At 58.7% G+C, this 20249-nt stretch carries 18 protein-coding genes; 16 read left to right on the forward strand and 2 right to left on the reverse strand.

The annotated features are described in order from the left end of the window. The first annotated feature begins 80 nt into the window (after positions 1-80). From KW828_RS10435 to KW828_RS10465, 7 genes are all read left to right on the forward strand, one after another. Entirely contained in the window at positions 81-3359 is a 3279-nt protein-coding gene (locus tag KW828_RS10435) for a DUF5107 domain-containing protein (RefSeq protein WP_218336296.1), read from the forward strand. A gap of 30 nt (positions 3360-3389) precedes the next feature. Continuing rightward, entirely contained in the window at positions 3390-4364 is a 975-nt protein-coding gene (locus KW828_RS10440; RefSeq protein WP_218336297.1) for a substrate-binding domain-containing protein, read from the forward strand. A 14-nt stretch (positions 4365-4378) separates the two neighbouring features. Continuing rightward, positions 4379-5884 (forward strand): sugar ABC transporter ATP-binding protein, encoded by a 1506-nt coding sequence (locus tag KW828_RS10445; protein ID WP_218336298.1) that lies wholly within the window; start codon positions 4379-4381, stop codon positions 5882-5884. Between the two features lie 22 nt (positions 5885-5906). Continuing rightward, on the forward strand, positions 5907-6902 hold the full coding sequence (locus KW828_RS10450; RefSeq protein WP_218336299.1) for an ABC transporter permease: 996 nt from the start codon (positions 5907-5909) through the stop codon (positions 6900-6902). 17 nt (positions 6903-6919) lie between these two features. After that, complete coding sequence (locus KW828_RS10455) at positions 6920-7981, forward strand: zinc-binding dehydrogenase (RefSeq protein WP_218336300.1); 1062 nt, start codon at positions 6920-6922, stop codon at positions 7979-7981. 11 nt (positions 7982-7992) lie between these two features. Continuing rightward, positions 7993-8853, forward strand: a complete 861-nt coding sequence (locus KW828_RS10460; RefSeq protein ID WP_218336301.1) for an aldose 1-epimerase — start codon at positions 7993-7995, stop codon at positions 8851-8853. A 98-nt stretch (positions 8854-8951) separates the two neighbouring features. Next, positions 8952-10103: a 3-phenylpropionate MFS transporter gene (locus KW828_RS10465; RefSeq protein WP_218336302.1), complete on the forward strand. Its 1152-nt coding sequence runs from the start codon at positions 8952-8954 to the stop codon at positions 10101-10103. Here the strand turns inward: KW828_RS10465 and csiE are convergent. Then, positions 10087-11364 carry a stationary phase inducible protein CsiE gene (csiE, locus tag KW828_RS10470; protein WP_218336303.1) on the reverse strand — a complete coding sequence of 426 codons (1278 nt, stop codon included), beginning with the start codon at positions 11362-11364 and terminating at the stop codon, positions 10087-10089. The two genes, KW828_RS10465 and csiE, sit on opposite strands and share 17 nt — an antisense overlap. Positions 11365-11489: 125 nt before the next feature. Between csiE and KW828_RS10475 the strand changes: the two genes are divergently transcribed. Further along, on the forward strand, positions 11490-12128 hold the full coding sequence (locus KW828_RS10475) for a DUF1007 family protein (RefSeq protein WP_218336304.1): 639 nt from the start codon (positions 11490-11492) through the stop codon (positions 12126-12128). Beyond that, positions 12119-13099: a nickel/cobalt transporter gene (locus tag KW828_RS10480; protein ID WP_218336305.1), complete on the forward strand. Its 981-nt coding sequence runs from the start codon at positions 12119-12121 to the stop codon at positions 13097-13099. The genes KW828_RS10475 and KW828_RS10480 overlap by 10 nt, the downstream gene beginning before the upstream one ends. 174 nt (positions 13100-13273) lie before the next feature. Here the strand turns inward: KW828_RS10480 and suhB are convergent, their stop codons facing one another. Further along, entirely contained in the window at positions 13274-14077 is an 804-nt protein-coding gene (suhB, locus tag KW828_RS10485; protein WP_088219425.1) for an inositol-1-monophosphatase, read from the reverse strand. A 120-nt stretch (positions 14078-14197) separates the two neighbouring features. On the opposite strand from suhB, the gene trmJ reads away from it, so the two are divergent. From trmJ to hscA, 7 genes are all read left to right on the forward strand, one after another. Beyond that, positions 14198-14932: a tRNA (cytosine(32)/uridine(32)-2'-O)-methyltransferase TrmJ gene (gene trmJ, locus KW828_RS10490; protein WP_218336306.1), complete on the forward strand. Its 735-nt coding sequence runs from the start codon at positions 14198-14200 to the stop codon at positions 14930-14932. A 216-nt stretch (positions 14933-15148) separates the two neighbouring features. Further along, the gene (iscR, locus tag KW828_RS10495; RefSeq protein WP_218336307.1) at positions 15149-15640 is read left to right on the forward strand and encodes a Fe-S cluster assembly transcriptional regulator IscR; all 492 of its coding nucleotides are present in this window, start codon (positions 15149-15151) and stop codon (positions 15638-15640) included. A gap of 187 nt (positions 15641-15827) precedes the next feature. After that, on the forward strand, positions 15828-17042 hold the full coding sequence (locus tag KW828_RS10500) for an IscS subfamily cysteine desulfurase (RefSeq protein WP_218336308.1): 1215 nt from the start codon (positions 15828-15830) through the stop codon (positions 17040-17042). Positions 17043-17069: 27 nt separating this feature from the next. After that, positions 17070-17456: a Fe-S cluster assembly scaffold IscU gene (iscU, locus tag KW828_RS10505; RefSeq protein WP_064327000.1), complete on the forward strand. Its 387-nt coding sequence runs from the start codon at positions 17070-17072 to the stop codon at positions 17454-17456. 11 nt (positions 17457-17467) lie between these two features. Then, positions 17468-17791 (forward strand): iron-sulfur cluster assembly protein IscA, encoded by a 324-nt coding sequence (gene iscA, locus KW828_RS10510; RefSeq protein ID WP_072569349.1) that lies wholly within the window; start codon positions 17468-17470, stop codon positions 17789-17791. Positions 17792-17868: 77 nt separating this feature from the next. Further along, the gene (gene hscB / locus KW828_RS10515; protein WP_218336309.1) at positions 17869-18384 is read left to right on the forward strand and encodes a co-chaperone HscB; all 516 of its coding nucleotides are present in this window, start codon (positions 17869-17871) and stop codon (positions 18382-18384) included. Positions 18385-18398: 14 nt separating this feature from the next. Then, entirely contained in the window at positions 18399-20249 is a 1851-nt protein-coding gene (gene hscA / locus KW828_RS10520) for a Fe-S protein assembly chaperone HscA (RefSeq protein ID WP_218336310.1), read from the forward strand.

Below are 20249 nucleotides of genomic sequence, written 5' to 3' on the forward strand. Positions count from 1 at the left end.
GTGCGTAAAAGCGCCGATTATGTCTATTACACTGCCTCTAATTTATCAATTCAGTATGTTTTGTTAATTATGAGGGCATCATGGAATCCGTAAAAATCTGGCGCGAAACCGTCTCCATCCCCACCTATGAAACCGGCCCGCAGGATATTCACCCCATGTTTCTGGAAAATCGCGTCTACCAGGGATCGACCGGCGCGGTTTACCCGTATGGCGTTACCGACAGCTTAAGCGACAGCAAATCGTTCAAAGAGTGGCAGGCGGTGTGGCTGGAAAACGACTACGTGAAAATTATGATCCTGCCAGAGCTGGGCGGGCGCGTGCAGCGGGCGTGGGACAAAGTGAAACAGCGCGATTTTGTCTACCACAATGAGGTCATCAAACCGGCGCTGGTCGGCCTGCTGGGGCCGTGGATCTCCGGCGGCATTGAATTTAACTGGCCGCAGCACCACCGCCCGACCACCTACATGCCGGTGGACTGCACCATTGAAGAACACGACGACGGGGCGAAAACTGTCTGGGTGGGTGAAACCGAACCGATGCACGGCTTGCAGGTGATGACCGGGTTTACCCTGCGCCCGTACCGCGCGGCGCTGGAAATTGGCAGCCGGGTGTATAACGGTAATGCCACGCCGCGCCATTTCCTGTGGTGGGCGAACCCGGCGGTGAATGGCGGCGACGGCCACCAGAGCGTCTTCCCGCCGGACGTTACCGCCGTGTTCGATCATGGCAAGCGCGCCGTGTCCGCGTTCCCCATCGCCACTGGCACCTACTACAAAGTGGATTACTCCGCCGGCGTCGATATTTCACGTTACAAAAACGTGCCAGTGCCGACCTCCTACATGGCGGAAAAATCAGAATATGACTTCGTTGGCGCGTGGAACCATGATGAAGATGGCGGCCTGCTGCACGTCGCCGATCACCACATCGCCCCCGGCAAAAAGCAGTGGAGCTGGGGACACAGTGAATTTGGCCGGGCGTGGGATCGCAATCTCACCGATCAAAATGGTCCGTACATTGAATTAATGACCGGGATCTTTGCCGACAACCAGCCGGACTTTACCTGGCTTGATGCCTTTGAAGAAAAACGCTTCGTGCAGTATTTCCTGCCGTACCACACGCTGGGGATGGTGCAGAATGCCTCCCGCGACGCGGTGCTGAAACTCCAGCGCAATGAAAACGGTATTGAATGGGGGCTGTACGCCATCGCCCGGCTCACCCGTTACCGCCTGACGATCCGCGAAGCGGGCAACAGTGCGCCGCTGCTGGACGAAATGGTTAACCTCACGCCTGCCGCCGTGATGCAGGGCACGCTAAATGTGGCTAACGCCCAGCGACTGAGCATCACTCTGTACGACGAACAGGGCCGCGAGGTGCTGCATTACGACGAGCACCAGCCGGGCGAACTGCCGCTGCCGGACGTTGCCGTGGCCCCGCTTGCTGCCGCAGAAATTACGTCGGCAGATGAAGCCTGGTTTATCGGCCAGCATCTTGAGCAATACAACCACGCCAGCCGTTCGCCGTTTGATTACTACCAGCGCGGCACGGAAATCGATCCGCTGGACTACCGCTGTAATCTTGCGCTGGCGATGCTGGAATATAACCGCGCCGGGTATCAGCGTGCAGTGGCGTATGCCAACCAGGCGTTAGCGCGTGCGCACAAACTGAATAAAAACCCGCTGTGCGGCCAGGCGAGCGCCATTCGCGCCAGCGCCCACGAACGGTTGCAACACTGGCACGAGGCGCAGGAAGATTTCTGGCGCGCCACCTGGAGCGGCAACAGCAAGGCGGCGGGTTTTTATGGTCTGGCGCGGCTGGCGGCGCGCAGCGGAAACTACACCGACGGCATTGATTTCTGCCGCCAGAGTCTGTGCGCCTGCCCGACCAATCAGGACGTGCTGTGCCTGGAAAATCTGCTGCTGCAATTGAACGGCTCCAGCGAGGCGGCGGCGCAACGCACGACGCTGCTTCGCGACTACCCGCTCAACCCGACGCTGTGGTGGCTGGAATGGCACGCGTCACGCAGTGAGCAGGCGCTCGCCAACTGGCGCAACCTGTGCGGCGGGCGCGACATCAACGCGCTGGTGACCGCCGGGCAACTGCTGAACTGGGGCAGGGCGGATCTGGCGCGGGACGTGCTGGATACCCTGGCCTGCGAGCGCACGCTACCGCTCTATTTGCAGGCCAGCCTGCTGCCCGCCTCTGAGCGCAGCACACTGATTGCCCGCGCCCGTGACGCGTTCCCGCAGTTTGTGCGCTTCCCGAATACCCTTGATGAAGTGGATGCGCTGTATGCGATCAATGAATGCGCATTCGCCCGCCATCTGCTGGCCTGTTTTCACTACAGCAAAGGTGATGTCGGCACGGCGATTGTGCTGTGGCAACAGTGTGTGGCGCAGGAGCCGGATTTTGCCGACGGCTGGCGCGGGCTTGCCATTCACGCGTGGAACAAAACCCGCGATGCCCAGCAGGCCGCGCAGTATCTGGATGAGGCCTGTCGGCTGTTGCCGGATGACGCCCGCCTGCTGTTCGAGCGTGATCTGCTGGACAAACTCACCGGCGCTACACCGCAAACCCGCCTCGCGCGGCTGGAAGCCCGCCTGGACGTTGCGCTCAAACGCGACGACATGACTGCCGAACTGCTTAACCTCTGGCATCTGTGCGGCGAAACCGGCAAGGCCGCAGAGGTGCTGGCCCACCGCAAATTCCACCCGTGGGAAGGCGGCGAAGGCAAAGTCACCAGTCAGTTTATTCTCAACCAGCTACTGCGCGGCTGGCAGGCGATTAACGACAACCAGCCCGCCCAGGCCGCGCCATTGCTGGAAGCGGCGCTGCACTACCCGGAAAACCTCAGCGAAGGGCGGCTGCCGGGGCAGACGGATAATGACATCTGGTTCTGGCTGGGCGTAAGCGCTCACCTGCAGGGCGACGACGTCCAGGCCAGACGCGCCTGGCAGCAGGCCGCGCAGGGCGACCGCACGATTAACATTCACAGCTACTACAACGATCAGCCAGTGGATTACTTGTTCTGGCAAGGGCTGGCGCTGCGAATGCTGGGCGAGTCGCTGTCGGCTGACGCGCTGTTTAGCGATATGGCGAACTGGGCGGATCACATGGCGGGTGCGTGCATTGAGGCGGATTTCTTTGCGGTGTCGCAGCCGGATTTACTGTCGCTGTATGGCGATTTGCAGCAGCAACACATGGAAAAATGTGTGTACGTGCAGGCGCTTGCCGCCGCCGGAAAAGGCGATGAAAGCGGTTGGCATAAGGCTTGCGCTACGCTGGAGGCGCTTAATCCGGCGTGGCCAAAAGCCGCGTTGTTCAGGGCGGTGATGCCGTTTGTTTTCCGCCTCGTTCCGTGAAAATAAAAAATACCCTACAAGGAGTCGATTATGTCCCGCAAACTCAAGGCGACGCTCCTGTCGCTGGTGATGTTACCGCTGTTAAGTACTGCCACCGCCGCGCCAAAAGAGCTGACTATTGGCGCGATTTACCTCGACACTCAGGGCTATTACGCCGGGGTGCGGCAGGGCGTTCAGGATGCGGCGAAAGCCTCTGACACGAAGGTGCAGTTGATTGAAACCAACGCTCAGGGCGACATTTCCAAAGAAAGTTCGTTTATCGACACCCTGGTGGCGCGCAACGTTGACGCCATCATTCTCTCTGCCGTCTCAGAAACCGGCAGCAGCCGCACCGTACGCCGTGCCAGCGAGGCGGGGATCCCGGTGCTCTGCTACAACACCTGCATCAGCCAGAAAGGGGTGGATAAATACGTTTCCGCCTGGCTGGTGGGTGACCCGGTGGAGTTTGGCCGCAAACTCGGTGATGCGGCGGCGGAATACTTTATTGCCAATAAGATCGCCGCGCCGAAAATCGCGGTGATCAACTGCGAAGCCTATGAAGTGTGCGTCCAGCGGCGCAAAGGGTTTGAAGCGGCGCTGAAAGCCAAAGTGCCGGGGATGCAGATCGTTGCCAACCAGGAAGGTACGGTGCTGGATAAAGCCATTTCGGTAGGCGAGAAGCTGATTATCTCCACGCCGGATCTCGACGCCATCATGGGCGAATCCGGCGGCGCGACGCTGGGTGCGGTGAAAGCGGTGCGTAACCAGAATCGGACCGGGAAAATCGTTGTTTTCGGTTCCGACATGACCACCGAAATCGCCCAGCAATTGCAGGATAACCAGGTACTAAAAGCGGTTGTAGATATTTCCGGCAAAAAAATGGGTGACGCGGTGTTTACCCAGACGCTGGCGGTGATCGAAAAAACGCCGCTGAAAGAGAAAGTGATTCAGGTGCCGATTGATCTCTACAGCAATGCCGAAGACGGCAAAGCGTGGCTGACGACGCACGTGGACGGTTTACCCTGACAGAAGGCGGACTAATGACGACGGTAAAGCAACACGACGCGCTGCCCATCGCTCAGGTGATAGCAGGGAATAAACGTTATCCCGGTGTGATCGCGCTGGATAACGTCGATTTCACTCTGCACAAGGGCGAGGTGCGCGCACTGCTCGGCAAAAATGGCGCGGGGAAATCCACCCTCATTCGTATGTTGACCGGTAGCGAACGGCTCGACAGCGGCGACGTGAAACTGAACGGTACGCGGCTTGAGGGCGGCACCCGGCGGGCGGCAGAACTGGGCGTGCGGGCGGTGTACCAGGAACTGAGTCTGGTCGAAGGGTTGAGCGTTGCCGAAAACCTCTGTCTCGGACACTGGCCGAAGCAGGGGGGAATGATCGACCAGCGGCAGATGACCCGCCAGGCGCGGCAACGTCTGGATGCGCTCGGCGTGGACGTGGACCCCGACGCGCTGGTGGAAACCCTCAGTCCGGCGCAAAAACAGCTGGTGGAAATTGCCCGCGTGATGGCGGGCGAGCCGGGGCTGGTGATCCTCGACGAGCCGACCAGTTCGCTGGCAAGCCAGGAAGTGGAACTGGTGATGGCGGCGGTAAAACGCATGTCGGCGCTCGGCGTGGCGGTGATTTACGTCAGTCACCGGATGGAGGAGATCCGCCGCATCGCGTCCGCCGCTACCATCATGCGCGACGGCCAGGTGGCGGGTAACGTCAGCCTGGAAAACACCACCACCGGGGACATTGTGGCGTTGATGCTCGGGCGCGAACAGCAATCACACACGCCAGTGGCCTGCGCCGCCCCGCGCGGTGAACCGGTGTTAACGGTGCGTGGGTTGCGTCAGCCGCCGAAGCTCAACGACATCAGCTTTACCCTGCATCGCGGCGAAGTGATCGGTATTGCCGGGTTGCTCGGCGCGGGGCGCAGCGAACTGCTGAAAGCCATCGTCGGGCTGGAGGCGTTTGACGCGGGTGAGATCGTGCTCAACGGCGAAACGCTGCATCGCCCTGGCTACGCGGCGATGCTGGCGCGTGGCATTGGCTACACTCCGGAAAACCGCAAAGAGGCGGGGATCGTGCCGCTGCTCGGCGTGGATGAAAACACGGTGATCACCAATCGCCATGCGGTGAGCGCGCGCGGCGTGTTGCAGTGGCCGCGCATCCGTCAGTTTACCGACGCCATAATGCAGCGCATGAGCGTGAAAGCCGCCAGCAGCGAGACGCCCATTGGTACGCTCTCCGGCGGTAATCAGCAAAAAGTGGTGATCGGGCGTTGGGTCTACGCGGGCAGTCAGATCCTGCTACTCGATGAACCGACGCGCGGTGTGGACATTGAAGCAAAACAACAAATTTACGCCATCGTGCGTGAACTGGCGGCAGAGGGCAAAAGCGTGGTGTTTATCTCCAGTGAAGTGGAAGAGTTGCCGCTGGTCTGCGACCGTATTTTGCTGCTCCAGCGCGGCACCTTCAGCCGGGAATTTGTCTCGCCCGTCAGCGTGGATGAACTGATGTCCGCGATCTTGTCCGTACACTGATCCACTCACAGAGGGTTTTACGATGTCAGCCTCGTCAATAACGCAGCCGCAAGGCAACAACGGTGCGCTAAAGCCGTTTATCAGCCGACACATCAATGTGATTGGCCTGCTGGCGGTGATCGCCATTTTATACCTGGTGTTTTCGCTTAACGCGCCGGGGTTTATTTCGCTGAATAATCAGATGAACGTGCTGCGCGATGCCGCCACCATTGGCATTGCCGCCTGGGCGATGACACTGATTATTATCTCCGGTGAAATCGATGTCAGCGTCGGGCCGATGGTGGCCTTTGTCTCGGTATGTCTGGCCTTTTTATTGCAGTTCGGGATGCCGCTCGCCGTCGCCTGTTTGCTGGTGCTGCTGCTCGGCGCGGCGATGGGCACGCTGGCGGGTGCGCTGCGCGGCCTCTTTAACGTGCCGAGCTTCGTGGCAACGCTGGGACTCTGGAGCGCCCTGCGCGGCATGGGGTTGTTTATGACCAACGCGCTGCCAGTGCCCATTGAGGAAAACGACGTGCTGGACTGGCTGGGCGGCAATCTGCTCGGCATCCCGGTGTCGGCGGTTGTCATGATGATCCTCTTTGCTGTGTTTGTATTTATCAGCCGCAAAACCGCCTTTGGCCGTTCGGTGTTTGCCGTCGGCGGCAACGCCACTGCCGCACAACTTTGCGGCATCAACGTCAAACGCGTGCGGATGTTGATTTTTACGCTCTCCGGTCTGCTCGCCGCCATCACCGGGATTTTGCTGGCTGCACGCTTAGGCTCCGGCAACGCGGGGGCGGCTAACGGGCTGGAGTTCGACGTGATCGCCGCGGTGGTGGTTGGCGGCACGGCGCTCTCCGGCGGGCGCGGCTCGCTGTTCGGCACGCTGCTGGGCGTGCTGGTGATCACCCTGATCGGCAACGGACTGGTGCTGCTTGGCATTAACTCATTTTTCCAGCAGGTGGTGCGCGGCGTGATCATTGTCGTGGCGGTACTGGCGAACATCCTGCTTACCGAACGTAACGCGAAAAAGAATTAACACTCAGAGAGGGATTTATGAAAACGATGCTGGCTGCTTATTTGCCCGGTAACTCCACGGTTGATTTACGTGAAGTGCCGGTGCCAACTCCAGGGATTAACCAGGTCTTACTGAAAATGAAGTCATCAGGCATCTGCGGCAGCGATGTCCACTATATCTACCATCACCACCGCGCCACCGCCGCCGCGCCCGATAAACCGCTCTACCAGGGGTTTATTAACGGCCACGAACCCTGCGGACAAATCATCGCGCGTGGACCGGGCTGCCGCCACTTTAAAGAGGGCGACCGGGTGCTGGTGTATCACATCTCCGGCTGCGGCTTCTGCCCGAATTGTCGCCGGGGTTTCCCTATCTCCTGCACCGGCGAAGGCAAAGCGGCCTATGGCTGGCAGCGCGATGGCGGGCACGCGGAGTACCTGCTGGCAGAAGAAAAGGATCTGATCCTGCTCCCGGATGCGCTCAGTTATGAGGACGGCGCGTTTATCAGTTGTGGCGTGGGCACGGCGTATGAGGGCATTCTGCGCGGGGAAGTGTCCGGCAGCGATAACGTGCTGGTGGTGGGACTAGGCCCGGTGGGAATGATGGCGATGATGCTGGCGAAAGGGCGCGGGGCCAAGCGGGTGATCGGCGTCGATATGCTGCCGGAACGGCTGGCGATGGCGAAACAGCTTGGGGTAATGGATCACGGTTATCTCGCCACTACCGACGGGCTACCTGCCATTCTCGCCGATCTCACCCACGGCGGCGCGGACGTGGCGCTGGACTGCTCCGGCAACGCCGCCGGACGTCTGCTGGCGTTGCAGTCCACCGCCGACTGGGGACGCGTGGTTTACATTGGTGAAACCGGCAAAGTGGAATTTGAAGTCAGTGCTGACTTAATGCACCACCAGCGGCGGATTATTGGCTCCTGGGTCACCAGCCTGTTTCATATGGAAAAATGCGCTCACGACCTGACCGACTGGAAACTCTGGCCGCGCAACGCCATTACCCATCGCTTCGCGCTGGCGCAGGCGGGAGAGGCCTACGCGCTGATGGCCAGCGGCAAATGCGGCAAAGTGGTGATCAACTTCCCGGACTGATGAGGTAAAAAATGACGGTTTATACCTTAACGCAGGGCGCGCTGCGCCTTGCTGTTTCCGAATGCGGCGGGGTGATTGAGGGCTTCTGGCATAACGACACGCCGCTGCTGCGCCCCGGTAAGCAAAGCGGCGTAGCGGTGGAGTCATCGTGTTTTCCACTGGTGCCGTTCGGCAATCGGGTGAGCGGCAATCGCTTCGTCTGGCAGGGTAAAACAGTCGCGTTGCAGCCTAACGTGGAGTGGGATGCGCATTATCTGCACGGCGACGGCTGGCTCAACGACTGGCAGTGCGAATCTCAGACGGAGGACGCGCTGACGCTTAACTTCCGGCACGCACAGGGACCCTATCACTACTCAGTGCGCCAGACTTTTTGCCTGACGCCCGCCGCGCTTACCCTGACGCTCACCGTCAAAAATGAGGGGGACGAGACGCTGCCGTTTGGCCTCGGCTGGCATCCTTATTTTCCGCTTGACGAAGCCACCCGCGTGCAGGCAAGCGCCGAGGGTTACTGGCTTGAGCGCGAGCAGTGGCTGGCGGGGGAATTTCAGCCCACGCTGCCTGCGGATCTGGATTTCTCCCGGCCCGCGCCGTTGCCGCGCCGCTGGGTGAATAACGGCTTTGCGGGCTGGAACGGCGAGGCGACGATCACCCAGGCCGATCACTGTTTACGGATGCGCACCGATCCGCCCGCGCCCTGTTATTTTGTCTTTGTGTCCGATCCGGCGTTCGATAAAGGCTACGCGTTTGAGTTTTTCTGCCTGGAGCCGATGAGCCACGCCCCGGATGATCACCACCGGTCGCAGGCCGGGCAGCTGGTGCCGTTGGCACCGGGTGACACGTTGTGCCAGAGCATGGTACTGGAATATTGTTAACTCCATTCCTGCCCACAATGGGCAGGAATGTTATAAAACTGTTACTTGCCAGCACCGCTTTTTCCCTCCAGACTATCGCCACCATTCAGGAGGAAATCATGGTACTGCACTCCACGCGCTGGCTGGCGCTCGCCTACTTCACCTATTTTTTTAGCTACGGCATCTTTCTGCCTTTCTGGAGCGTCTGGCTCAAGGGCATCGGTTTAACGCCAGAGACCATCGGTATTTTGCTTGGCGCGGGCCTGGTGGCGCGTTTTCTGGGCAGTCTGCTGATCGCGCCGCGCGTCAGCGATCCTTCCCGTCTTATTACCGCCCTGCGGGTGCTGGCGCTGCTTACGTTGCTGTTTGCGCTGGCGTACTGGGCCGGGCATACCGTCGCCTGGCTGATGGTGGTGATGGTCGGCTTTAACCTGTTTTTCTCGCCGCTGGTGCCGCTGACGGATGCGCTCGCCAATACCTGGCAAAAGCAGATCACCATGGATTATGGTCGGGTGCGGGTTTGGGGCTCCATTGCCTTTGTGATTGGCTCGGCGGTGACCGGCAAGCTGGTGAGTCTGTATGACCATCAGGCGATTCTGGCGATGCTCACGCTGGGTCTGATCTCCATGCTGCTGGGCATGCTGCTGCGTCCGTCGGTGCTGCCGCAGGGTCAGAGCCGCCAGCAGGAAGCCGCCGGTTGGCCTGCGTGGAAAAGCCTGATCCGCCAGAGCTGGCGCTTTCTGGCCTGCGTGTCGCTGTTACAGGGGGCGCACGCTGCTTATTACGGTTTCAGCGCTATCTACTGGCAGGAGGCGGGCTATTCCGCGTCGACGGTGGGCTATCTGTGGTCGCTGGGCGTGGTGGCCGAAGTGGTGGTCTTTACTCTCAGTCATAAGCTGTTTCGCCGCTGGAGCGCCCGCGATCTGCTGTTGCTGTCGGCGGTATGCGGGGTGGTGCGTTGGGGGCTGATGGGCTGGACGACGGCGCTGCCGGGGCTGGTGCTGATCCAGATCCTGCACTGCGGCACCTTTACCGTCTGTCATCTGGCGGCCATGCGCTATATCGCCGCCCGCCAGGGGGCAGAAGTGATCCGCTTGCAGGCCGTTTACTCCGCCGTCGCCATGGGCGGCAGCATCGCCATTATGACGGTATTCGCCGGTTTTCTGTTCCAGCATCTGCACCAGGGCGTCTTCTGGGTGATGGCGCTGGTGGCGTTACCGGCAATGGTGCTGCGCCCGCGAGTAAGCCCTCAGGTCAGCCCTCAAGCATAACGCGGATATGGTCCTGCTGCTGCTCACTCAGTGAGGCGGTGGCATGGATCAGCGGCGCGGAAAACAGCGGCAGGGCGGTGGCGTAAGGGGTGATGATCAGCGCCACGTCCCGCGGCGGGCCTTCGTCCTGAAACGCCCGTAAGCTCAGGTGCTTGATATTAAGCGGCAGCAACGTGAGTTCACGCAGTTGCCGTTCAATTTCCGCCTCCCGTGCCGGATCGTTACCGGTAAGGATCAGCACCTGTTTTTCATGCAGATCGCTCTCCTGCATTAGCCATGCGCCAAAAATCACCGCCACCAGTCCCGTTTCCTCCGGGCTAAAGCGCATGCCATATTCCCGCTCTATGCCGCCCATCACCTCCTGCGTGGTGCGCATCAGCCGCGGATAGAGGCGATGCATCTCCTCCGGCAAGGTGTCATCGATGCCAATGCCAAACAGATTGCGATCCAGTGCCTGCGCCAGATGGATGTAGAGCTGATCCGCCAGCCCCTGCTCATCGCTGAAACGCATCCCGGAAAGCGCATGAAAACGGCCAATCATCTGGTTCACTGCCCGGCGCAGCCGTAAGTCCTGCTGATGCCCGTCGCGCAGCGGATCCGGCGTGCGTAACATCATAAACATCACGGCCAGAAAGAGGTGTTCGCTGTCGTGAGGCATCTTCGCCACCCGGCGCTGCCAGTGACGCACGATGTCCTGCGCGGCGCGGTACTCTGCGCGGCTTTGCGCCCACGCCTGCTGGACAGGATTGAATTCGGGGGTAAAGCCGAGTTGATGTTGCAACAGGCAATACTGCAAATAGAGCCGCAAAAACTGCACGTCACGGTATTCGAACTGGCGCTGTAAATTGCGCGCGCAGAGATTAATCAGCGCCTGAAGATTCGTATCGTCATACAGCGGGCGGGCGATGTCGCTCTGTTTAAGGGCGGTTTTTAAAGCCGGGGTAAAATGCGCGTTGATAAAGTCGGGCGACAGGCGCAGCGCGCGCCGCAGCCAGTGCACCAGGCACAGCCGTTGATCCAGAATGCTGCCCTCAATGCGATAACAGCCATCCGGCTGCGTGATGATATTCAGCCGATGATAACGCTGGATCTCAAGACCCGTGTCGGCTATATCTTGCCGGGTGACGGCACCATCCACACCGTTCAGTTCGCCAAGGCTTTCGGGCGTCAGAGCGTGTCCGGGCAACGACAACATCAAAAAAGCATGGCAGCGACGTTGTGGGCTGGAGAGGACAGATGGAGGGGTCATCACGAGGGTCATCTGCGTTGGCTCCAGTTAGGGGTTTTGTTAAGAGTAGCTAAAGGATGCACCGGCGAAAGCGTAAGCGGGGAGCTTTCCCTCAGGATTGCCGGGGAACATCACAGAATTTTTCACGTAAGGAACACATGCAAACAGTTAAACAATGCGTCGGTGCGCTCTTTCTCGCGCTTTTATCGCTGCCCGCGCTGGCTCATCCCCACAGCTTTATCAGCCTGCAAACGACGCTGGTGGCCGATCACGGCCAGCTTACCGGGCTGCAAATGCGCTGGACGATGGATGAGATCACTTCAGCGGATCTGTTGTATGACGCGAAAGATGCAAAGCCGGGGGATGAGATCTGGAAAAAACTCGCCGCCGAAGTGATGGCCAACGTATTAGGGCAGCACTATTTCACCGAGTTCTGGCACAACGGGCAGAAGGTGAAGTTCCTGAACCGGCCAACGCAGTACGGTATGGAGCGGCAGGCGCATCAGGCGGTGCTGACATTTGTCCTGCCGCTGGCTGAACCCCAGCCGCTCGCCGGGCAGACCTATACCTTTTCCACGTTCGATCCCACCTATTATGTGGACATGAGCTACGCCCGCGATCAGGACGTGACGCTGCCCGTGGCGCTGCAAAAAAGCTGTCAGCTGAAGGTCCATACCCCGACACCGGGGGAGGAGACGCTGAAGTTTGCCCAGTCGCTGGATAAAGAAGACGCGCCGCCGGAAGATATGGCGCTCGGACAACAATTCGCGCAAACGGTGACGCTGATATGTCAGTAATCGGCCAGTCGATAAAAACCCAACGACGCTGGACAGCACTCTGGCCGCTGGCGCTGTTTATGGTGGTGGCCACGGTGTGCGGCATTCTGCTGTGGCAGCACTGGTCATCGATCCTCTATGAAAGCATTGGCTGGCAACGGGACGTCAACCGCCGCATGAGCGGGCTGTTAAAGGCCGTGGCAGACAATCCCGGCAGGGCGGGCGGTTCACTGCTGGCGCTCAGTTTTCTGTATGGCGTGCTGCATGCGCTGGGGCCGGGGCATGGCAAAGTGGTGATCGCCACCTGGCTTGCCACGCATCCGTCGAAGCTGCGATCCAGTATCGGGCTGACGCTGGCATCTTCTTTATTACAGGGGCTGGTGGCGATTGCGCTGGTGGTGGTCGTGCTAACACTGCTGGAGCTTCCCGCGAGGCAGCTGCATCTTACCGGAGCGTGGCTTGAGAAAGCCAGCTATGCGCTGGTCGGGCTGCTGGGGGTGCTGCTGTGCGTTCGGGCGCTGAAAACGTTACGCCGCATACTCCGGCGACCGACGTTTAAGGCATTCACGCCGCACCATGTCCATCATGAACATTGCGGCTGCGGGCATCAGCATGTGCCGACCCAGGATCAGTTGCAAAGCGGCGATGACTGGCGCGCCCGGCTGATGATTGTGCTGTCGATGGGGATGCGTCCCTGTTCAGGGGCGTTGATGGTGCTGCTGTTCAGTAAGGTGATTGGCGTGTTTGGCTGGGGAATGGCGTCGGCGCTGGCGATGGCGGCAGGCACGTCGTTGACGATTTCCTCGCTGGCGTTGCTGGTGCACAGTTTCCGTCAGTTAGCGGTGAAGCTTGGCGGCAATAAAGCGCCGGTATTGTGGCGGCAGATCGGCTGGACCACGCTGGCATTAGCAGGTGGGGCGGTGCTGGTGTTGGCGGCAATAGTGATGTGGGTGAGCGCGGCAGCGCCGGTGCGGGGATTCAGACCATTTTGATCTCGCCGGATGGCGCTGCGCTTATACGGCCTACAAAACTGCAGCACCGTTAAGTGAGACGCCATCAGGCAAAACCGACAGTTCCGTAGGCCCGGCAAGCGAAGCGCCACCGGGCAAAACCAGACGGTTCCGTAGGCCCGGTAAGCGAAGCGCCACCGGGCACAACCCTGCGAATTAACGCTTCAGCGCATCGCTCAGTTCGTCACGCATGTTCGCCAGCATGGCTTTCACCACGCGCGGGTTACCTGCAACGATGTTGCCGGTATGCATATAGTTATGGTTGCCGGTGAAATCACACACCAGGCCGCCAGCTTCACGCACCAGCAGTTCGCCCGCGGCGAAATCCCACGGCTTCAGGCCAATCTCAAAGAAACCATCCACGCGACCGGCGGCAACATAGGCCAGATCCAGCGCAGCAGAGCCGGTACGACGGAAGTCAGCGCACTCAGTGAACAGTTTGCCGATCACATTGATATAGGATTTGGAATGCTGTTTGGCTTTGAACGGGAAACCGGTCGCCAGAATCGTGCCATCCAGGTCGCGAGCGGTGCTGCCGCGCAGACGGTAGCCGTTCAGCTGTGCGCCCTGACCCCGTGAGGAGGTGAACAGTTCGTTACGCATCGGATCGTAAACCACAGCGACTTCAGTACGGCCTTTAATGCGTACTGCGATAGATACCGCGAAGTGCGGCAGACGTTTGATAAAGTTGGTGGTGCCATCCAGTGGATCGATAACCCATTGTACATCCTGATCTTCGCCAACATGCTCACCGCTTTCTTCGGTGATGATGGTGTGCTGCGGGTAAGATTTGCGAATGGTTTCAATAATCACTGCTTCAGCAGCTTTATCAACGTTAGTCACAAAATCATTGCTGCCTTTCTGGCTCGCTTCGACAGAGTCAGGAGTTTCGTAGTGTTTGGCAATTAAATTACCCGCCTTGCGCGCTGCGCGCACGGCGATGTTCAGCATCGGATGCATCGGTTTCTCTCACTGGATTTTAAAGAACGGGGGAAAACGGCGCAGAGTATAGCAGCGAGTTCGGTATATGTCTTCGGTTTATGATAATATGCGTGAATAATCTTTAGCCGTAGAAAAATTATGCTGGAAAATATTCGTATCGTACTGGTTGAAACCTCTCATACCGGCAACATGGGTTCGGTCGCCCGCGCCATGAAAACCATGGGCCTGACCAATCTCTGGCTGGTGAATCCGCTGGTGAAACCTGACTCCCAGGCCATTGCGCTGGCGGCAGGGGCCAGCGATGTGATCGGCAATGCCAATATTGTCGACACGCTCGATGAAGCGCTGGCCGGCTGTAGCCTGGTGGTGGGCACCAGCGCCCGTTCGCGTACGCTGCCGTGGCCGATGCTGGATCCGCGTGAATGCGGTCTGAAAAGCGTCAGCGAAGGGCAGCACGCGCCGGTCGCGCTGGTGTTTGGCCGTGAACGCGTCGGCCTGACCAACGAAGAATTACAGAAGTGTCATTATCATGTGGCGATCGCGGCGAACCCGGAATACAGCTCGCTGAACCTGGCGATGGCGGTGCAGGTTATCGCTTATGAAGTCCGCATGGCGTGGCTGGCTACCCAGGAAAGCGACGACGCGCAGCCGGAAGAAGAAACCCCGTATCCGCTGGTGGACGATCTCGAGCGTTTTTATGGTCATCTGGAACAGACGCTGCTGACCACGGGCTTTATCCGCGAGAACCATCCGGGACAAGTGATGAACAAACTGCGTCGACTGTTTACCCGTGCGCGGCCTGAAACTCAGGAACTGAATATTCTGCGCGGGATGCTGGCGTCGATTATTGAGCTGAAGAATAAAGAGAAATAAAGTTCCAGGCCGGGTAAGGCGCGGCACCGCCACCCGGCATCCAGCGTGATGAAATGACCTGAAGTCCATACGGCACAGAAGGTTAAATACTTGACTAAAACAGTCAAGTAAATAGTTGACCATTTTAGTCGGGAATGTCAGACTTGCGCCTGCTATGCAACACTACATATTTTAATAACAACCCCGGGCAGGGGCGCGTTTGAGGTTAAGTAAGACATGAGATTAACATCTAAAGGCCGTTATGCCGTTACCGCAATGCTGGACGTTGCACTCAACTCCGAAGCTGGCCCGGTGCCGTTGGCAGATATTTCTGAACGTCAGGGTATTTCCCTTTCTTACCTGGAACAACTGTTCTCCCGCCTGCGCAAAAATGGCCTTGTGGCCAGCGTACGCGGTCCAGGTGGCGGCTACCTGTTAGGCAAAGATGCCAACAGCATTGCCGTCGGCGAAGTGATCAGCGCCGTTGACGAATCCGTAGACGCGACCCGTTGTCAGGGTAAAGGCGGCTGCCAGGGCGGCGATAAGTGCCTGACCCACGCGCTGTGGCGCGATCTGAGCGACCGTCTGACCGGCTTTTTAAACAATATTACGCTGGGCGAACTGGTGAATAACCAGGAAGTGATGGACGTCGCCGATCGTCAGCACAGCCAGGATTCACAACGCAACACCCGCATGCAGGACGCAATCGACGTTAAACTGCGCGCGTAAATTACCCGTCATCCTTCGGGTTGCAGATGCCGCTAACGCCTCTGCAACGCGAATGATTTAGGGTAATCACAACATAAAAATAGAGAATTTCTGAATCAGGCCGGGACATGCGTTTCGCCCCTTCGGTCGTACATCCAGCCGATTGCCTGATTCCTTGCATTAGAGTGATGTACGGAGCTTAAAAGCAATGAAATTACCAATTTATCTCGACTACTCCGCAACCACGCCGGTGGACCCGCGTGTTGCCGAGAAAATGATGCAGTTTCTGACAATGGACGGGACCTTTGGTAACCCGGCCTCCCGCTCCCACCGTTTCGGCTGGCAGGCGGAAGAAGCTGTTGATATTGCCCGTAACCAGATCGCTGAACTGGTTGGCGCAGACCCGCGTGAGATCGTCTTCACCTCGGGCGCCACAGAATCCGATAACCTGGCGATCAAAGGTGCTGCTAACTTCTATCAGAAAAAAGGCAAGCACATCATCACCAGCAAAACCGAACACAAAGCGGTTCTCGACACCTGTCGTCAGCTGGAGCGTGAAGGGTTTGAAGTGACTTATCTCGCCCCGCAACGCAACGGCATCATCGACCTGAAAGAACTCGAAGCGGCGATGCGTCCTGACACTATCCTCGTGTCCATCATGCACGTGAACAACGAAATCGGTGTGGTGCAGGATATTGCGACCATCGGCGAACTGTGCCGTTCGCGTGGCATCATCTTCCACGTGGATGCGACCCAGAGCGTGGGTAAAATCCCGGTTGTTCTGAGCCAGCTGAAAGTTGACCTGATGTCCTTCTCAGCGCACAAAATCTACGGTCCGAAAGGCATTGGCGCGCTGTACGTGCGTCGTAAGCCGCGTATCCGTATCGAATCCCAGATCCACGGCGGCGGTCACGAGCGCGGTATGCGTTCCGGTACGCTGCCGGTGCATCAGATTGTCGGCATGGGTGAAGCCTATCGTATCGCCAAAGAAGAGATGGAAACCGAGATGGCGCGTCTGCGCGTCCTGCGTAACCGTCTGTGGGAAGGCGTGAAAGATATGGAAGAAGTTTATCTGAACGGCGATCTGGAGCAGGGCGCACCGAACATCCTCAACGTCAGCTTTAACTACGTTGAAGGCGAATCGCTGATCATGGCGCTGAAAGACCTCGCCGTGTCCTCGGGTTCCGCCTGTACGTCTGCAAGCCTTGAGCCATCCTACGTGCTGCGCGCGCTGGGCATGACTGACGAGCTGGCACACAGTTCAATCCGTTTCTCGCTGGGTCGTTTTACGACTGAAGAAGAGATCGACTACACCATCGCCCTGGTGCGTAAGTCCATTGGCCGTCTGCGTGACCTTTCTCCGCTGTGGGAAATGTTCAAGCAGGGCGTGGATCTCACCACCATCGAATGGTCACATCATTAATCGGTTTCGGCATCAGGAGAATAGAAAATGGCTTATAGCGAAAAAGTAATCGATCACTACGAAAACCCGCGTAACGTTGGCTCTTTCGACAACAGTGATGACAGCGTTGGCAGCGGCATGGTGGGTGCACCGGCCTGTGGCGACGTTATGAAACTGCAAATCAAAGTGAACAATGACGGCATCATCGAAGATGCGCGTTTTAAAACCTACGGCTGTGGCTCTGCTATCGCCTCCAGCTCGCTGGTCACCGAATGGGTGAAAGGTAAATCACTGGACGAAGCGCAGGCGATCAAAAATACCGATATTGCTGACGAGCTTGAACTGCCGCCAGTGAAGATCCACTGCTCAATCCTGGCAGAAGATGCGATTAAAGCCGCGATTGCGGATTACAAAAGCAAACGTGAAGCTAAATAGTTGAGGTTTGTATGTCGATTACCCTTAGCGACAGTGCTGCCGCGCGCGTAAATTCCTTTTTGGCCAACCGTGGAAAAGGGTTTGGTCTGCGTCTGGGTGTCAGAACTTCTGGTTGTTCTGGCATGGCGTACGTACTGGAGTTTGTTGACGAACCGGCGGCGGAAGATACCGTTTTCGAAGACAAGGGCGTGAAAGTCGTGGTCGACGGCAAAAGCCTGCAATTCCTCGACGGCACTCAGCTGGACTTCGTCAAAGAAGGCCTCAATGAAGGGTTTAAATTCACTAACCCTAACGTTAAAGATGAGTGTGGTTGCGGCGAAAGCTTCAACGTGTAATCGTGCCTGAACCAACAAACCCCACCTCAGCCCGCTGTGTGTGGGGTTTGCTTTAACTGATCAACCCCGGAATGGTTATGGACTACTTTACCCTCTTTGGGTTGCCCGCCGGTTATCACCTCGATACCCAGGCCATGACAGCTCGTTTTCAGGATCTGCAACGTCAGTATCATCCTGACCGGTTTGCCAGCGGCACCCCAGCCGAACAGCTTGCCGCGGTACAACACTCCGCCACGATCAACCAGGCATGGCAAACGCTGCGCAACCCTTTAACGCGCGCTGAATATTTGCTCTCGCTGCAGGGTTTTGATTTATCCTCCGAGCAGCATACCGTACGCGATACGGCGTTCCTGATGGAACAGCTGGAGCTGCGCGAAGAACTGGATGAGATCGAGCAGGCAAAAGATCTCGACCGGCTCGACGCCTTCCAGACCCGTATTGCCGCGATGTACAACGCCCGTCAGCAGCAGATGATCGAACAGTTAGACAAGGCGTCCTGGGACGCGGCTGCCGATGCTGTGCGCAAATTACGTTTTCTCGATAAACTACGCAGCACGACAGAACAACTCGAAGAAAAGCTGCAAGATTTCTAATTTCGGAAGCTAACATGGCCTTATTACAAATTAGTGAGCCTGGCATGAGTGCTGCACCGCATCAGCGTCGGCTGGCGGCAGGCATTGACTTAGGCACCACCAATTCGCTGGTGGCTACCGTGCGTAGCGGCCAGGCAGAAACGCTGACCGACAGCGAAGGGCGACACCTTTTGCCCTCGGTCGTGCATTATCAGCAGAACAGCCACTCGGTGGGTTACGACGCCCGTGACAACGCCGCGCGCGATCCGGTAAATACCATCAGCTCGGTCAAACGTCTGATGGGCCGCTCGCTGGCGGATATTCAGGCCCGCTACCCGCATCTGCCGTGGCAGTTGCAGGCCAGTGAAAACGGTCTGCCGATGATCGCCACCCCGGCTGGCTTGCTAAATCCAGTGCGTGTGTCTGCCGACATTCTTACCGCGCTGGCCGCTCGTGCCAAAGACGCACTGGCGGGCGAACTCGACGGCGTGGTGATCACCGTTCCCGCCTATTTTGACGATGCACAGCGCCAGGGCACTAAAGACGCGGCGCGTCTTGCCGGGCTGCATGTGCTGCGCCTGCTCAACGAGCCGACCGCGGCGGCCATTGCTTACGGTCTGGATTCCGGCACCGAAGGGGTGATCGCGGTCTACGATCTGGGCGGCGGCACCTTCGATATTTCCGTGCTGCGCCTGAGCCGTGGCGTGTTTGAAGTGCTGGCCACCGGCGGCGACTCCGCGCTGGGCGGCGATGATTTCGACCACCTGCTCGCGGATCACATCCGTGAACGGGCGGGCCTGAGCGATCGCAGCGACAACCATCAGCAGCGCGAACTGCTGGACGCGGCCATCGCGGCGAAAATCGCCTTAAGCGATGCCGATAGCGTTGAGGTTAAGGTGGCGGGCTGGCAGGGTACCGTGACCCGCGAGCAGTTTGATGCGCTGATTGCGCCGCTGGTAAAACGCACGCTACTCTCCTGTCGTCGCGCGCTGAAAGATGCGGGCGTCGAGGCCAGTGAGGTGCTGGAAGTGGTGATGGTGGGCGGTTCGACCCGCGTACCGCTGGTGCGCGAGCGCGTCGGTGACTTCTTTGGCCGCACGCCGCTGACGTCGATCGATCCCGATCGCGTGGTCGCCATTGGCGCGGCTATTCAGGCCGATATTCTGGTGGGCAACAAGCCGGACAGCGAAATGCTGCTGCTCGACGTCATCCCACTCTCCCTCGGCCTTGAAACCATGGGCGGACTGGTAGAGAAAGTGATCCCGCGTAACACCACCATTCCGGTGGCACGCGCGCAGGAATTCACCACCTTTAAAGACGGGCAAACCGCCATGTCGATCCACGTGATGCAGGGCGAGCGCGAGCTGGTGCAGGATTGCCGTTCGCTGGCCCGCTTTGCGCTGCGCGGTCTGCCGGCGATGCCAGCGGGCGGGGCGCATATTCGCGTCACTTTCCAGGTGGATGCCGACGGTCTGCTTTCCGTCACCGCCATGGAGAAATCCACCGGCGTTGAAGCGTCCATCCAGGTGAAACCGTCCTACGGGCTGACGGACAGCGAAATCGCCACCATGATCCAGGATTCCATGAGCTTTGCCGAGCATGACGTGAAAGCGCGTATGCTGGCGGAGCAAAAAGTGGAGGCGGCGCGCGTGCTGGAAAGCCTGCAAAGCGCGCTGGCTGCCGATGCCGCGCTGTTAAGCGCCGCAGAGCGTCAGGCCATTGACGAGGCTGCCGCGCATCTTCGCGCGATGGCGGAAGGCGATGACACCGACGCAATAGAACAAGCCATTAAAAATACAGACAAACAAACCCAGGAATTTGCCGCTCGCCGCATGGACCAGTCGGTCCGTAGCGCGCTGAAAGGCCATTCCGTAGACGAGGTTTAA

The organism is Enterobacter sp. ENT03, assembly GCF_019218745.1.
In the GTDB taxonomy this organism is placed as follows: Bacteria; Pseudomonadota; Gammaproteobacteria; order Enterobacterales; family Enterobacteriaceae; genus Enterobacter_D.

Excerpts from the sequence above, each read along its gene's own strand:
- trmJ (WP_218336306.1), top strand. The coding sequence starts at position 14,198 with ATGCTGGAAAATATTCGTATCGTACTGGTTGAAACCTCTCATACCGGC.
- KW828_RS10500 (WP_218336308.1), top strand. The coding sequence starts at position 15,828 with ATGAAATTACCAATTTATCTCGACTACTCCGCAACCACGCCGGTGGAC.
- KW828_RS10440 (WP_218336297.1), top strand. The coding sequence starts at position 3,390 with ATGTCCCGCAAACTCAAGGCGACGCTCCTGTCGCTGGTGATGTTACCG.
- hscB (WP_218336309.1), top strand. The coding sequence starts at position 17,869 with ATGGACTACTTTACCCTCTTTGGGTTGCCCGCCGGTTATCACCTCGAT.
- KW828_RS10475 (WP_218336304.1), top strand. The coding sequence starts at position 11,490 with ATGCAAACAGTTAAACAATGCGTCGGTGCGCTCTTTCTCGCGCTTTTA.
- suhB (WP_088219425.1), bottom strand. The coding sequence starts at position 14,077 with ATGCATCCGATGCTGAACATCGCCGTGCGCGCAGCGCGCAAGGCGGGT.
- KW828_RS10435 (WP_218336296.1), top strand. The coding sequence starts at position 81 with ATGGAATCCGTAAAAATCTGGCGCGAAACCGTCTCCATCCCCACCTAT.
- KW828_RS10445 (WP_218336298.1), top strand. The coding sequence starts at position 4,379 with ATGACGACGGTAAAGCAACACGACGCGCTGCCCATCGCTCAGGTGATA.
- hscA (WP_218336310.1), top strand. The coding sequence starts at position 18,399 with ATGGCCTTATTACAAATTAGTGAGCCTGGCATGAGTGCTGCACCGCAT.
- KW828_RS10450 (WP_218336299.1), top strand. The coding sequence starts at position 5,907 with ATGTCAGCCTCGTCAATAACGCAGCCGCAAGGCAACAACGGTGCGCTA.
- csiE (WP_218336303.1), bottom strand. The coding sequence starts at position 11,364 with ATGACCCTCGTGATGACCCCTCCATCTGTCCTCTCCAGCCCACAACGT.
- KW828_RS10480 (WP_218336305.1), top strand. The coding sequence starts at position 12,119 with ATGTCAGTAATCGGCCAGTCGATAAAAACCCAACGACGCTGGACAGCA.
- KW828_RS10460 (WP_218336301.1), top strand. The coding sequence starts at position 7,993 with ATGACGGTTTATACCTTAACGCAGGGCGCGCTGCGCCTTGCTGTTTCC.
- KW828_RS10465 (WP_218336302.1), top strand. The coding sequence starts at position 8,952 with ATGGTACTGCACTCCACGCGCTGGCTGGCGCTCGCCTACTTCACCTAT.
- iscU (WP_064327000.1), top strand. The coding sequence starts at position 17,070 with ATGGCTTATAGCGAAAAAGTAATCGATCACTACGAAAACCCGCGTAAC.
- iscA (WP_072569349.1), top strand. The coding sequence starts at position 17,468 with ATGTCGATTACCCTTAGCGACAGTGCTGCCGCGCGCGTAAATTCCTTT.
- iscR (WP_218336307.1), top strand. The coding sequence starts at position 15,149 with ATGAGATTAACATCTAAAGGCCGTTATGCCGTTACCGCAATGCTGGAC.
- KW828_RS10455 (WP_218336300.1), top strand. The coding sequence starts at position 6,920 with ATGAAAACGATGCTGGCTGCTTATTTGCCCGGTAACTCCACGGTTGAT.